This is a genomic window from Arsenophonus sp. PmNCSU2021_1, assembly GCF_036919435.1.
Lineage (GTDB): Bacteria > Pseudomonadota > Gammaproteobacteria > Enterobacterales > Enterobacteriaceae > Arsenophonus > Arsenophonus nilaparvatae.
Genome location: NZ_JAZHPL010000009.1, coordinates 23,392 through 37,992 on the forward strand (window position 1 = coordinate 23,392; position 14,601 = coordinate 37,992).

The following is a 14,601-nucleotide window of genomic DNA, read 5'->3' on the forward strand; positions in this document are numbered from 1 at the left end:
ATTCTCAATGAGATGAATGGGATAGATAATTTTCCAAGCCTTGAGTTTGTGGTCTAGTGAAACGATCAATATCGCCTTGCTCCACAATTACCCCTTTTTCCATATAAACTATCTTGCTTGCTGTTTTACGGGCAAAATCAATTTCATGAGTCACTATCAGTTGGGTGATGCCCGTTCTTGATAATTCCTGTATAATATTAACCACTTGGGTTGTAATTTCAGGATCGAGAGCGGCTGTTGGCTCATCAAATAACAGAATTTCAGGTTCCATCATTAATGCTCTGGCAATTGCCACTCGCTGTTGCTGACCTCCAGAAAGATGCAATGGGAAACGATTAGCACATTCGGTTAACCGTAAACGGTGCAATAAATTTGCTGCTTTTTCTTTAGCTGCTGCCTTAGTTAAACCTAATACTAAACAAGGCGCTTCAATCAGATTTTCCATTACGGTCAAATGTGGCCATAAGTTATATTGTTGAAATACCATCCCCACTTTTTGTCTTAACGCTCTGATTTCATTTTTTTTGGTTTGGCGTGAAAAATCAAAATGGTACCCAGCGATGTTCAGTTGGCCCGAACGGGGCATCTCTAGTAAATTGAAGACACGTAATAATGAGCTTTTGCCAGCACCGCTTGGGCCAAGTAATACCATCGTTTCACCCGTTTCACATGTCAAATTGATATTGTGTAGGGCTTGGTCTTCACCATAAAAGCAATTAATTTGTTTTAATTGAATACTCATGCTAAAAATATGAATAAATAAACAAGTTGAACAATGATAATCTTAATGGAATAGTTATGCAATATGTAATTTCTGCAAATAGACTAATATTGATGTTTTATAAGGAACTTTGGCTTTATTAAGCTAATTTTTATTGTTTTTTATACATTATTAATGCAATTTTATTAATTTTTTAGCTATGCCCTTAAATATAAAACGATGAATTGGGCTCATGATTAGCCAATACATTAGTCCTGAAAAACCGGCAGCATGCCACCATGCTCTGACATTTAACGTTCGATATTTGCCACAATCCTTGATGGTAAAAGTTAAACGCCCTAGTCCCGGTGCTTTCATACCAAATAATAGAGTTAATTGATGTCCGGGTTTGATATTAATCACTTTCCAGCTATCGATCATGTCGCCTAAATATAATTCCTCACGTATAGGGCGGCCATATTTTACTTTGTTGAGCATTAAATCATCAATCAAGGCGCGTAATTGCCATAAAATATTGGCGTAGAAATATCTTTTTTGCCACCAATTTGTTGCACGATTTGCCAAATAGTCTGGCTTGTAGCACGGGTTGTTAGCGTAAAACCGGTATCTTTCGGATAATAACTATATTTGTCACACCATTTTGTCTTTAGGATTGGATCTGAGCCCCAATCCGCTTTATTAATGGCATTAGGCGAGTGAATAAACGCTTGTGTGATTGCTTCATCAACGCTAAGCAATTTTTGTGGATAAGCTGTTTTAACGCTTGATCATTAGCTGGCAGATTGTGCTGTAGCCCTTGAATTAACCTTTTGGTAATAGAGGGAGAAACTGAAGTTATTAGGCTAATGAATTGAATGGAAATTAATCTAATTGGGATAGGTAGCGGGATAAGCGGTCGATACTTACCGCTTGTCTGCATAAAGCGCTTGAAGAGTGTTTGATAATCAATATATTCCGGTCCACCAGCATCAAGTATACGATGTTCATTAGTTGGATGGGCTATCAATTGCGTCAGATAGTACAGCATGTTTTCTAAAGCAATAGGACAAGATTTTGACCTTACCCAACGTGGGGGAGTGAGAATGAATAAGTTGTAAGTCATATCCCGAATTATTTCATAAGGCGCGGAGCCCGCACCAATAATAATTGGTGCCCGAATTTCTGTCAGCGGAATTTTACTTTCACGTAAAATTTCTCCGGTCAGTTTACGTGCAATCAGGTGTTGTGAATGACAGCAATGGTTTTGTAGTGCGCTTAAATAGATAACTTGTTTTACTTGAGAGTGCTTGAGTACATTTTTAACATTAAGAGCAGCCAGGCATTCTTGTTCAATAAGATTATTATTAGCTGCCATACTGTGAACAAGAAAGTAAACGATATCAATATTTGTCATAATATTGTTTAAGGTTTTGGCTGTGAGTAAATCAACATAACAACATTGAGTATTTGGCCAATTTTGTGCTCTAGCCCAATCAAGTTGACGTGTTGCTGCGGTGATCATATGTCCTTGTTTGATTAACGCGGGGATCAGATTTTGACCAATATAACCGTTAGCACCAAGTACTAAAATCCGTTTTTTACCCATATTTGGTTACCTATTTAGCACCAGCGTAGTTGGCAGAAAATTTAGTTATCTATTAGGTGAAGAAGGCAATCAGTAATGGCGTCAATAGACTTAGTACAAAACCGTGGACAATGGCAGCAGGTACAATAGACACTCCCCCGCTACGTTGTAATATGGGTAGCGTAAAGTCCATCGATGTTGAGCCACAAATCCCCAATGCAGTAGAACGAAATTGATTGATAATAATTGGAATAAGCATAATAGCCGCTAATTCGCGCATTAGATCGTTAAAGAAAGCGGTACTACCAATGACTGGCCCGTAAGCGTCGGTAAGCAGTATACCGGTTAGCGAATACCAACCGTATCCGGCTGCAATCGCTAAACCTACTTTAGTAGGTAGCCCTAATAAAAATGCCGCCAAAATACCACCAAGTAGCGCGCTGGTGGCAACAATTACCGCAATCGTTGCGCCTCTGAAATTGATTAAAATTTGCCGAAGATACATCCCACTATTACGAAGATGGCAACCCACCAATAATAATAAACAGATAAGGGTAATTTCAGTACCATGTTTGGCATAGGATAAAAATGGCCATTTTGTTAATCCTAACAGAAAACCTAGTATTAACACGCCACACAGTGGTAGTGAACTTAAAATCATTTTTAACCGAGAGAGTGGTTTATTGGTTTCCCGTTTCGCAATTTTCCACGGAAAAAGTTTATCCAATAATAATAAAGCAATCAGGTTAGCGGCAAAGGTGCAGCAAAAGAAAACCATGGTATAGATAAAAATTGCAGTAAGATGAGTACTAATATTATCCAATAACGCCAAAGTGATGCCCATTAAAAATAAAATAATGTAAACCATCACACCTAATAGGCGATGAGTAAGCGCTAAAATCTTCTTATTCTTGAAGCGAAACAGATAGCCTAGAGTTAACGGTAAAAGAATGATAAGTAGTCCTGAATACATAGTCCATCCTTATTACAATTAACGCTTTTATGGCGATGATTTTGTGGAAATAACGTGAAATATTTTATAACAGACTCAAACTAGGCGCAATATCATAGAATAATATTTAAATGTAATTCATTTGCTCACAGGATAATCCAGTAACTATTACTGATAGGCATAAAAAGAGGTTAACCATGTATTTGCAACAAGTGGAGATTTCTGGTTTTCGCGGCATCAATCGGCTTTCATTGACCTTAGATCATAATACTGTGTTAATTGGTGAAAATACCTGGGGTAAGTCAAGTTTGTTAGATGTGCTGACTATTTTATTATCACCTAAGCAGCCGTTATATCAATTTAGCCAACATGATTTCCATCACTTGGTAGATACAGATGAACAAGTCAATAATCTACAAATTATTTTAGTTTTTTGTGAAAACCAGTCAAATAGTGACAACGCTAATCGATTTAAGTCCTTATCTGCATTATGGATTGAAGGAAATGATAAATATAAACATATTTATTATCGTGTGAGTGCTGAACGACAAAATAATATTGTGGCTACCGAAAGATGTTTTTTAGATAAGGACGGCAATAAGCTGGTTTTAAATGATAATAGCAAATATATCCAGCAGATTATTCGACTATATCCCGTACTACGTCTAAGAGACGCCCGCTTTTCACGCCCTACAGCGGCTGAATCTTATGATGCTGACTATAAAAAAACCTCTGTTAAATTTGCCAGCCAATTACAACAATTGACCCAGGCATTAATAAAAGCATCACCAAAATTGTCTCATGAAGAGATTGAAGATGGCTTTGTGGCAATGCAACAGTTGCTCGGTTATTATTTTGCCGAACAAAATATGCGCTTATTTAATCGACCACATAAGTCAAATATTGCCTATCACTCACCTAATAGAAGAGGCTGGCGAGTGCTGGAAGATATCAATCGTATAGTCGGTAAACCGGAACAGCATTCTATTCGGTTAATTATTTGGCAGCTTTTTTCATCATTTTTACAATTACAGGGCGATTTTCAACTAAATAGCGATACTCGGCCTATCCTGATTATCGAAGATCCAGAAACTCGTTTACATCCTATTATGCTTTCGGTTGCTTGGCGACTATTAAATCTTTTTTCATTGCAGCGTATTAATTCAACTAATTCAGGCGAATTGCTTTCACAAGTTCCACTGGAAAATATATGCCGCTTAGTACGTAATTCAAATCAAGTGGTTGCTTATCGGTTAAAGACGAACAGGTTATCACTGGAGGATATGCGTCGTCTTTCATTTCACATACGCATTAATCGCCCATCAGCACTATTTGCACGCTGCTGGTTATTGGTTGAAGGTGAGACTGAAATCTGGTTAATGAATTAGCACGCCAATGTAATTATCATTTTGAGTCAGAAGGTGTTAAAGTGATTGAGTTTGCGCAATGCGGTCTTAAGCCATTATTAAAGTTTGCTAATAGTATGGGGATCGAGTGGCATACTTTGGTTGATGGCGATAATGCATGGAAACAGTATGCTGATTCAGCAATTGCTTATGCTGAAAGAATCAATGATACTCCTCGAGATAGACTAACTACATTACCTGCGTCAGATATGGAGCATTTTTTTTACCGTGAAGGTTTCAGCGATATTTATCATCAGATTGCCGCTATTCCTGATAATGGTAAAATATCACCGCGTCGTGTCATTATTAAAGCAATTCATCGAACTTCTAAACCTGATTTAGCAATTGAAGTCGCCAATAGAGCGGCAGAAAAAGGCGTTAATTCAATTCCTCCTTTGCTGCGCCATATGTTTTCACGTTTTGCATGGCTAGCCAGAGGGCAATCTTAGTAAACAGGTAAGCAATAAAAATATTGTAGTATTTGTCTGCTGGTTTTAGTCGAGGCAGCCGTGGCTCTTATACGGTTTTTAACCTATTCCATATTAAAAAAAGGTATTTTTAGTATGAAATTTCTTCCCAATCAAAAAAAGCGTTTATTAATTTTTCTGATGTTGATATTAATTATTATCATCACCGCTGTGATGCTTTATATAATCAATTTACCCAAAAAAATAAATTATCAGACTGTACCCGTTATCAGAGGAAATATCGAAAAACATGTACTTGCCACGGGTAAGCTGGACGCGTTGAGTAAGGTAGATGTTGGCGCTCAGGTTAGTGGCCAGTTACAGACCCTTTATGTAAAAGAGGGGGATATGGTAAAAAAAGGGGATTTGTTAGCGGTAATCGATCCGCAAAAAGCGCAAAATGTTGTTAAAGAATCAGAGGATACGACGCTGCGTGAACATCAAGCTAATTTAGCCTTAGCGCAGGCTGAATTGAAGTTAGCCGAAATGACTTATCAGCGCTATGTCGATTTGGCAAAGCATCAGGCTATTTCGCGGCAGGAGTTTGATCGAGTTAAAACTGATGTGGAGGTTAAAAAAGCACGGGTAAAAATTTATATTGCCCAAATTAATCGTAATCAAGCCTCGTTAAATACAGCTAAAACTAATTTGAAATATACCTATCTTACTGCGCCATTAAGTGGGATTGTTACTAACATTAAAACGTTGCAGGGACAAACGGTAATCGCTTCTCAAGAAGCGCCAACTATCATCACATTAGCTGATTTGGATACAATGTTAGAAAAGCACCAGTTTCTGAAGCTGACATTATTAATCTTAAACCGGGGCAAAAAGCTTCTTTTACTATTCTTGGTGCACCGGATAGAACTTTTGCTGGAGTTTTGAAAGATATTTTACCTACGCCGGAAGAAGTTAATGATGCAATTTTTTATTATGCACGCTTTGAAGTACCCAATCCGCATCATATTTTAAAACTACAAATGACTGCACAAATTAAAATTCAACTTACATTACATAAAAATGTATTACTTTTACCACTATCTGCCTTGAGAGAAAATATTGCTAATAATCAATATATTATTGTACTACTACAAAATGGGCAACAAGTGGAAAGGAGAGTCGAAGTTGCTACTCAAAATTATATTGATGCAGAAATTGTTTCCGGTCTTGCTGAAGGTGACTTAGTAATTACTAACTCTGAGATAGCAAAAGGATGAAGGAATGAGTGCATTACTTGAATTGAGTAATATCGGTCGTAATTATCGAACAGGTGAACAACAGGTAAAGGTACTAGAAAATATTTCTTTGACCATAAACGCAGGGGAAATGGTAGCGATTGTTGGCGTTTCAGGCTCTGGCAAATCAACTTTAATGAATATTCTTGGTTGCTTAGATAAACCAAGTTATGGTGAATACTATCTGGCTGGTCAAAATATAGCTCAACTGGATGACGAGCAGCTTTCTGTTTTACGCCGCAAATATTTTGGCTTTATATTCCAACGTTATCATTTGTTACCTTATTTGACTGCCGAACAGAATGTTGAAATTCCGGCTATTTATGCCGGTACATGCCAGCAAGAGCGCCGTAAACGAGCAATTGGATTATTAGCACGCCTTTGTTTGAGTGACCGAATTAAATATTATCCGACGCAATTATCTGGTGGCCAACAGCAGAGGGTCAGCATTGCTCGGGCATTGATCAATGGTGGGCAAATTATTTTAGCTGATGAGCCAACGGGGGCATTGGATAGCCATTCTGGTGATGAAGTATTGCTATTCTTAAACAGCTATGCCAACAGGGATATACTGTTATTCTGGTTACCCATAATATGCAGATCGCAGCGCAGGCAGAGCGGATAATTGAAATTAAAAATGGCGAAATTATCCATCATTCCGTGCAACGCGAGCCAACAAAAATATTACCGCCGATTTTCTCTGCTAAAAAGCAGCAAATTTCAATAACGCAACGACTTAATCAGTTTAGAGAACCGTTACTAATGGCATGGAGAGCAATATTAATTAACAAAATGCGCACATTACTCACTATGCTTGGCATCATTATTGGTATTGCCTCGGTCGTTAGTATTCTTGTTATTGGTAATGCGGCCAAAAGGTCGGTATTAGCCGATATTCAGTCAATTGCGACAAATACTATCACAGTTTTTCCTGGTAAAGGATTTAGCGACGTCAGCCCAGAAGATAGGCGGGCGCTGACCATAAGCGATGTGGATGCGCTACAAAAGCAGCCATATGTTTTTGCTATATCAGGTAAAATGAGTACTGATGTTCGCTTACGTTATGGTAATCGGAATTCAGCAGCCAGTGCATTTGGCGTTGGAGAGTCATATTTCGATGTTTATGCCATGTCAATGAGCGAAGGTATAATTTTGACCAGCGATATGGTTAAGCACCATGGACAGGTGATTGTTATTGATCAAAATACCAAGGATATGTTTTTTCCTAAGCAGAAACAGGTTGTTGGTGAAATAATATTAGTCGGCAATATGCCTGTTACTATTGTTGGGGTGGCGGCTGAGCAGAAGTCAGTTTATGGCAATAGCAATATGCTACAGATCTGGATGCCTTATACTACGATGAGTAGTCGTCTGATGAATCGCTCTTATTTTGATAATCTTTATATTAGGATCAAACAGGGGTATAGCTCGTTAGAAGCAGAACAACAATTGACGCGATTGTTAACGGTATTGCATGGTAAAAAGGATATTTTTACCTATAACTTCGATACATTGATTAAAACGATAGAAAAAACGACCAATACGCTACAGTTTTTTTTAACATTAGTGGCGGTTATTTCCTTGCTAGTCGGTGGTATCGGTGTGATGAATATCATGCTGGTTTCAGTAACGAACGGACGAAAGAAATTGGTATTCGCATAGCAATCGGTGCTCGAAATAGCGATATTATGCAACAATTTTTGATAGAGGCAATTTTTATTTGTTTGTTTGGTGGTTTTTTAGGGATTTTACTCTCTTATATCGTGGCGCTTATTGCGCGCTTACTATTACCGGATTGGCAGTTTGCTTTTAGCCTAATGCCACTGTTTGGCGCTTTAGTTTGCTCAACCATCATTGGCCTCATTTTTGGTTTTTTACCCGCCCGCAACGCGGCAAAGTTGAAACCGGTAGATGCTTTGGCAAGGGAATGAGTAATAAATATTTATATGCTCCCAAAAGAAGCTTGGGAGCAATAATTAAAATAGCAAATGATTAAAGGCAATGAAAACCAACCTATCCATTTTCTACAGGAATAATAAGGCTGGCATGGTTACCCTTAGGCCCTTTAGTTGAACTAAAATTGACCTTTTGTCCAGCTTTCAATGTACGATACCCTTCCATCTGGATACTGGAATAGTGTGCTAAGATATCTTCGCCACCATTTTCGGGGCAGATGAAGCCAAAACCTTTAGCATTATTAAACCACTTAACTGTACCTGTCTCCATACATCATCCTTCATAATGGGGTTTTATCAAACAAGTGCCTGTGAACAGCTCATTTCATATTGCAGCTAACTAAAAATTGCTTGTTCATAAAATATACTGTATTAAAAAGATATATGGCGTCAAGTGTACTCTATTCGTAGAAACTGGTTCAGTTGCTAAAATTTGATTTAGATAACGCTATAGGTCACTGTTTTTTTATTATTACTTTTTTAAGGATGATTGGTCACAAATGGGATCAAAGTGATAAACTAAGAATAATTAAGAAAAATGTATAATTAAAATATTTAACTGGATTTTTACATAATGAGTGAGTGCCAATCAGATTATCAGACGGATGTCAGGCTCAAGGAACAAGTGGAACATGCTTTACAACCACCTTCAATGTATAAGGTTATTTTGAATAATGATGATTTCACGCCAATGGATTTTGTAATACAAGTGTTAAAAAAATACTTTTCATTTGATGAAGAGCAAGCCACACAAATCATGTTGGATGTTCATTTTCACGGGAAAGGGATTTGTGGGGTTTATACTGCTGAGGTTGCAGAAACAAAGGCCGCGCAAGTTAATATTTATGCAAGAGAACATGAATATCCATTACTTTGCACGATATAAGAAGTCTGATTAGACTAATTTATAGGGAGGTGATTATGCTTAACCAAGAACTTGAACTTAGTCTTAATGTAGCTTTTGCCAAGGCAAGAGATAGCAGGCATGAATTTATTACGGTTGAGCATCTATTGCTGGCGTTGCTCAGTAATACATCGGCCAGGGAAGCCTTAGATGCTTGCAAAGTTGACCTTGTGGTATTGCGACAGGAATTGGAGCATTTTATTTCACAAACAACGCCATTATTGCCTGAGGATGATAGTCGGGATACTCAACCTACGTTAAGTTTTCAGCGAGTATTGCAGCGTGCAGTGTTTCATGTGCAGTCATCTGGGCGTAATGAAGTTACTGGTGCTAATGTGCTGGTTGCTATATTTAGCGAACAAGAGTCTCAGGCAGCCTATTTATTGCGTAAACACGATGTAAGTCGGCTTGATGTTGTTAATTTTATTTCTCATGGTATGGTCAAAGGTAGTGAGGCTGATAATAGCCATTCTGATTCTATTAATGCCGCTTATCAGAATGAAGAAGCTATTGGCGTTGAAAAACGGATGGATAGCTTTACTACCAACCTTAACCTATTATCAAAAGCCGGCAAAGTTGATCCTTTAATTGGGCGTCAGCTGGAACTGGAGAGAACGATCCAGGTTCTTTGTCGGCGGCGAAAGAATAATCCTCTATTAGTGGGTGAATCTGGGGTAGGTAAAACAGCGATTGGGGAAGGGCTAGCATGGCGTATCATACAAAATGATATCCCGGAAGTAATGAAAGATTGCACTATTTATGCCCTGGATATCGGTTCACTACTGGCGGGGACTAAGTATCGTGGTGATTTCGAAAAGCGCTTTAAAGCATTATTAAATGTGTTAGAAAAAGATGAAAAAAGTATTCTCTTTATTGATGAAATCCATACGATTATTGGTGCTGGTGCGGCATCTGGCGGACAAGTTGATGCGGCTAATCTGATTAAGCCATTACTATCGAGTGGCCGGATCCGGGTGATGGGTTCAACTACCTACCAAGAATTTAGTCATATATTTGAGAAAGATCGTGCGCTGGCAAGACGATTCCAAAAAATTGATATCGTCGAACCTTCTGCTGACGAAACGGTACAGATTATTAATGGATTACGAGCTAAGTATGAAGCTCACCATAATGTTCGTTATAGTCCCAAAGCGATTAAAGCAGCGGTTGATTTATCAGTAAAATATATTACAGATCGCCATTTACCGGATAAAGCAATCGATGTTATTGATGAAGCGGGTGCAAGAACGCGTTTGATGCCACAAAACCGACGTAAAAAAACAATTGGGGTACAGGAGATAGAATCAGTTATTTCCCTCATTGCCCGGATTCCTGAAAAAACAGTTTCTTCTAGCGATAAAGAGCGATTGAAAAATTTAGATAATAGATTGAAATTGCTAGTATTTGGCCAAGAGCAAGCTATTCAAACCCTCAGCGAAGCGATTAAAATGAATCGAGCGGGGTTAGGTAGTAGCCACAGACCTATTGGTGCATTTTTATTTGCTGGGCCAACGGGTGTCGGTAAGACAGAAGTCACTGTGCAACTGGCAAAGGCATTAGATATTAAATTGTTGCGTTTTGACATGTCAGAATATATGGAACGTCATACAGTTAGTCGGCTAATTGGTGCCCCACCAGGATATGTAGGCTTTGATCAAGGTGGTTTATTGATAGATGCGGTTATAAAACATTCTTATTCGGTCGTTTTATTAGATGAAATAGAAAAGGCACATTCTGATGTATTCAATCTTTTATTACAAGTGATGGATAATGGTACTTTAACCGATAATAATGGCCGTAAGGCTGATTTTCGTAATGTTGTCTTGGTAATGACCACTAATGCGGGTGTGCAAGAAACACAACGTAAATCGATTGGTTTTACTGAGCAGGATAATAGTACCGATGCATTATCAGAGATAAAACGAATTTTCGCGCCTGAGTTTCGTAATCGATTGGATGGCATAATTTGGTTTAATGGTTTAACACCAGAAGTTATTGCCCAAGTTGTTGATAAGTTTATTGTTGAGTTACAAGCGCAACTTGATGAAAAAGGTGTATCAATTGAAATCAGTAATGCGGCACGTCAATGGCTTTGTGCTAAAGTCTATGATAAGGCGATGGGAGCCAGGCCGATGGCAAGAGTGATCCAGGATAATCTAAAGAAACCTTTAGCTAATGAACTTTTATTTGGGCAGTTGAGTCACGGTGGTGCTGTTAAGATCGATCTGAATAAGAAGACGCAAAAATTAACTTATCATTTTGAAGGTATGCATAAAACTAAACCAGAGAATGCAATAATTTAATTACAGATGGTTTATAACCATAGACGATATTCCAATCGTCTATGGCAAGAGCCTGAGAGAAGAGGCGATCAACGGCTACGAAAGATGATTCTGCCTTTACTCAGATCATAAGGTGTTAACTCGACAGTCACTTTGTCGCCCGTCAGAATACGTATATAATTTTTACGCATTTTGCCAGAAATATGCGCAGTAACTACGTATCCATTTTCTAGTTCAATACGGAACATGGTATTGGGCAGAGTATCTAGTACTGTACCTTGCATTTCAATATTGTCTTCTTTGGCCATCTAATCCTCTGAGTTAATCACCAAGTTTTTTACGGGCAAGATAATGCCGAAAAACCCTCCTTATGTAAAGGAGTGTCGAGTTTAAAGTCACTTTTTCTTTTTATCAAGATACGAAAATTACAGCATTAAAGCTTAATAGTACAAAAATATACAACAAGTATACGGTTTGAACAACGCGAACGATAAAAAAATAAAATGTAATAATATCATAGCAAACTATCTAACTTAGTTTGCAATAGCATGAATGATTCTGTCACTTATATCTTCAAATTGATGCTAAATCAGCTATCTGTTGTCTTTGTTTAGGTAGAAAAATATTTTCCAGTTAATCATTCAAAATGATTAATTTCTTCTACACTGGGTAAACTTATGGTTTGCTTTAGCCAACATGCTTTATCGATAGGTTGATCGCGATATTGATAGAGATAATTTAAAAACTGTACTCGCGGGATCTCTTTCACACCTAAAGAGGCGTTATATGCATTAATTATTTGACAATCAAACAGTTTTCCACCGAAACGCAGGAAATGGTGATAAAAAGCAATAAGTGCATATTTAGAACCGTCACTAACACGGCTAAACATCGATTCACCACAAAAAATTTTACCAACATTAACGCCATATAGTCCACCAATTAATTTTGGGTTGTACCAAACTTCAACGGAATGAGCAACGCCCAGTTGATGCAAAGCAGTATAGGCTTCTATTATTTGGTGGGTGATCCAGGTTCCTTCTTGCCGTTGTGCGCAGGCGGCAATAACCTGTTCAAAGTCATGATTTAGCGTAATGGCATAAGCGGTTTTTCTCATTCTTTTTTTAGTTGTTCGGCTAATGTGTATTTCTGCTGGCAAGAGAACTGCACGTGGATCTGGCGACCACCATAATCGAATTTCCGTTGGATTAAACCAAGGGAAAATCCCTTCATAATAGGCAGATTGTAATCTACCAACAGCCAGATCACCGCCGATGGCTAGTAAACCATTGGGTTCATGTAGAGCATATTCGGGCGCTGGAAAGATATAAGATCCATCATCAAGCTGAAACATATAACCGTCCTATTAACTAATTTTGTAATTATGCTAGTACTATTTGAGCTTGATAATATTGAAAATAGCCCCTTTCAATTGTAATAATTCTGCATGGGTCGCTTGCTCAATAATTTTTCCATCATCCATCACATATATTTGATCCATTTTTTCCAGACCCTGTAAGCGATGGGTAATAACTAACAAGGTTTTGTCCTGGCAGTGCTGTTGCAACTGAATTAGTATCTGTTTTTCAGTTTTTACATCTAATCCTTCAGTCGGCTCATCTAATAAAATTATTGGCGCATCATAAAGTAGGGCTCTTGCGATACCTAATCGCCGTTGTTCGCCACCTGAAAGTTGTCGGCCACCTTCACCGATCCAACTATCGAGCCCTTGATTTTTAATCAGGCTGTCTAAACCGACTTGTTTTATTACTTTTGTCAGTAAGGTATCACTTGCATCATCTTTCGCTATTAGCAGATTATTACGTAAAGTATCACTAAAAATATGTGTTCGCTGTGGAACTACCGCCATTAATTTACGTAATGTTTTCTCATTATAGTGATTAATTGGGTGGCCATTTATCAAGATCTGGCCTGAGCTGACATCCCATGCACGGGTTAATAATTGTAACAGCGTAGATTTACCACAACCTGTCTTACCTAGTAGCGCAACATGTTCACCGGCATTGAGTGTTAAAGAGATATTTTTTAATGTCGGTTGCGGTTGTTGGGGATAACTGAAGTGCACTTTTTGCAATTTGATGTCAACCTGATTATTCGTTGTTATATCTGAAGCGGGAAATGTCACGGCTGGCTCCTGATTAATTAACTCCATTAAGCGATTTGCTGAAGTAACCACTTGCCCTAAATATTGAAATGCAACCGCCACCGGCCCAAGAACTTCAAACGCAGCTAAGGTATAAAAGACGAACAGAGCAATAAGCGCACCGGGTTTATGCTGTTCACCAACACCAGTTGCTGCCATCCACATTAATAGGGTTGCGGTAAGGCCGGAGATAAAAATCATAATAGATTGTGATAGCGCGGTTAAGTTAGATTGCTGTTGTTGGCGTTTTAGCCAGTTGGTTTCTAGATCGGTCAATACTTGCCGAAAACGAGGTAATGCCCCAAAAACAGTTAGTTCCGCTTGTGCCTGAATAATATTGATTAAACAAGCTCGATATTGGCTGCGAAATATAGTGAGATCGTGTCCAATAGATTTTCCCGCCTGATAAAAAAACCAGGGTAAGGTAATCAGCAAACACAGCATAATTGTGCCCAGAGTAAGGGCAAGAAATGAGTCTAATGTGCTTAATGCCAAAGTGAGTAAAATAGTAATAACCAAAGCAGCAAAAATGGGAGAAAGCACCCGTAGATACAAATGATCAAGGCTTTCGACATCAGCTACCAGATGATTAAGAATATCTCCTTGGCGATAGTGTGCGATACCGCCAGGTGAAAGCGGGAATAGTTTTTGAAATGTAAATATCCTTAAATGTGCTAAGATACGAAAAGTTGCATCATGGTTAACCAACCGTTCGGCGTAACTGCTGGCAGTTCGGATAATTGCTGAGCCACGAACGCCTGCTGCTGGTAGCATATAATTAAAGGTATACAGTCCGGCAGCGCCTGCAAGTGCCGTTCCGGCTAAAAACCAACCTGATAAAGTTAGTAGACTAATACTCGCCAGTACCGCAATAATGGTTAATATAATGCCAAGATTAAGTAGTAACCAATGACGACGATATAGCGCAAGAAAAGGGAGTAGTACACGCAT

At 38.4% G+C, this 14,601-nt stretch carries 8 protein-coding genes and 4 pseudogenes; 5 read left to right on the forward strand and 7 right to left on the reverse strand.

The genetic code is table 11. The annotated features are described in order from the left end of the window. Positions 1-4 precede the first annotated feature (4 nt). The 3 genes and pseudogenes from artP to V3224_RS19680 form a co-directional block, all read right to left on the reverse strand. Positions 5-742, reverse strand: a complete 738-nt coding sequence (gene artP / locus V3224_RS19670) for an arginine ABC transporter ATP-binding protein ArtP (RefSeq protein ID WP_334472358.1) — start codon at positions 740-742, stop codon at positions 5-7. A gap of 150 nt (positions 743-892) precedes the next feature. Then, a pseudogene (locus tag V3224_RS19675) lies at positions 893-2,306 on the reverse strand (DUF2867 domain-containing protein). Between the two features lie 52 nt (positions 2,307-2,358). Next, positions 2,359-3,258 carry a lysine exporter LysO family protein gene (locus V3224_RS19680; RefSeq protein WP_310508966.1) on the reverse strand — a complete coding sequence of 300 codons (900 nt, stop codon included), beginning with the start codon at positions 3,256-3,258 and terminating at the stop codon, positions 2,359-2,361. A 176-nt stretch (positions 3,259-3,434) separates the two neighbouring features. Between V3224_RS19680 and V3224_RS19685 the strand changes: the two are divergent. The 3 pseudogenes from V3224_RS19685 to macB all read left to right on the forward strand — a co-directional run bounded on the left by V3224_RS19685 (position 3,435) and on the right by macB (position 8,276). Continuing rightward, positions 3,435-5,092, forward strand: a pseudogene (locus V3224_RS19685) (DUF2813 domain-containing protein). A 114-nt stretch (positions 5,093-5,206) separates the two neighbouring features. Beyond that, positions 5,207-6,327: pseudogene (gene macA, locus V3224_RS19690) on the forward strand (macrolide transporter subunit MacA). Positions 6,328-6,331: 4 nt separating this feature from the next. After that, positions 6,332-8,276, forward strand: a pseudogene (gene macB / locus V3224_RS19695) (macrolide ABC transporter ATP-binding protein/permease MacB). An 82-nt stretch (positions 8,277-8,358) separates the two neighbouring features. Here macB and cspD read toward each other — a convergent pair. After that, the gene (gene cspD / locus V3224_RS19700) at positions 8,359-8,571 is read right to left on the reverse strand and encodes a cold shock domain-containing protein CspD (RefSeq protein WP_334472359.1); all 213 of its coding nucleotides are present in this window, start codon (positions 8,569-8,571) and stop codon (positions 8,359-8,361) included. Between the two features lie 303 nt (positions 8,572-8,874). Between cspD and clpS the strand changes: the two genes are divergently transcribed. Then, positions 8,875-9,186 (forward strand): ATP-dependent Clp protease adapter ClpS, encoded by a 312-nt coding sequence (gene clpS / locus V3224_RS19705; RefSeq protein WP_334472360.1) that lies wholly within the window; start codon positions 8,875-8,877, stop codon positions 9,184-9,186. A 35-nt stretch (positions 9,187-9,221) separates the two neighbouring features. After that, the gene (gene clpA / locus V3224_RS19710) at positions 9,222-11,507 is read left to right on the forward strand and encodes an ATP-dependent Clp protease ATP-binding subunit ClpA (RefSeq protein ID WP_334472361.1); all 2,286 of its coding nucleotides are present in this window, start codon (positions 9,222-9,224) and stop codon (positions 11,505-11,507) included. Positions 11,508-11,575: 68 nt separating this feature from the next. Here clpA and infA read toward each other — a convergent pair whose 3' ends face one another. From infA to cydC, 3 genes are all read right to left on the reverse strand, one after another. Beyond that, the gene (gene infA / locus V3224_RS19715) at positions 11,576-11,794 is read right to left on the reverse strand and encodes a translation initiation factor IF-1 (protein ID WP_334472362.1); all 219 of its coding nucleotides are present in this window, start codon (positions 11,792-11,794) and stop codon (positions 11,576-11,578) included. Positions 11,795-12,123: 329 nt separating this feature from the next. Beyond that, the gene (gene aat, locus V3224_RS19725; protein WP_334472363.1) at positions 12,124-12,840 is read right to left on the reverse strand and encodes a leucyl/phenylalanyl-tRNA--protein transferase; all 717 of its coding nucleotides are present in this window, start codon (positions 12,838-12,840) and stop codon (positions 12,124-12,126) included. Positions 12,841-12,879: 39 nt separating this feature from the next. Then, a complete protein-coding gene (cydC, locus tag V3224_RS19730) occupies positions 12,880-14,601 on the reverse strand; it encodes a heme ABC transporter ATP-binding protein/permease CydC (protein ID WP_334472364.1) in 1,722 nt (573 codons plus the stop codon).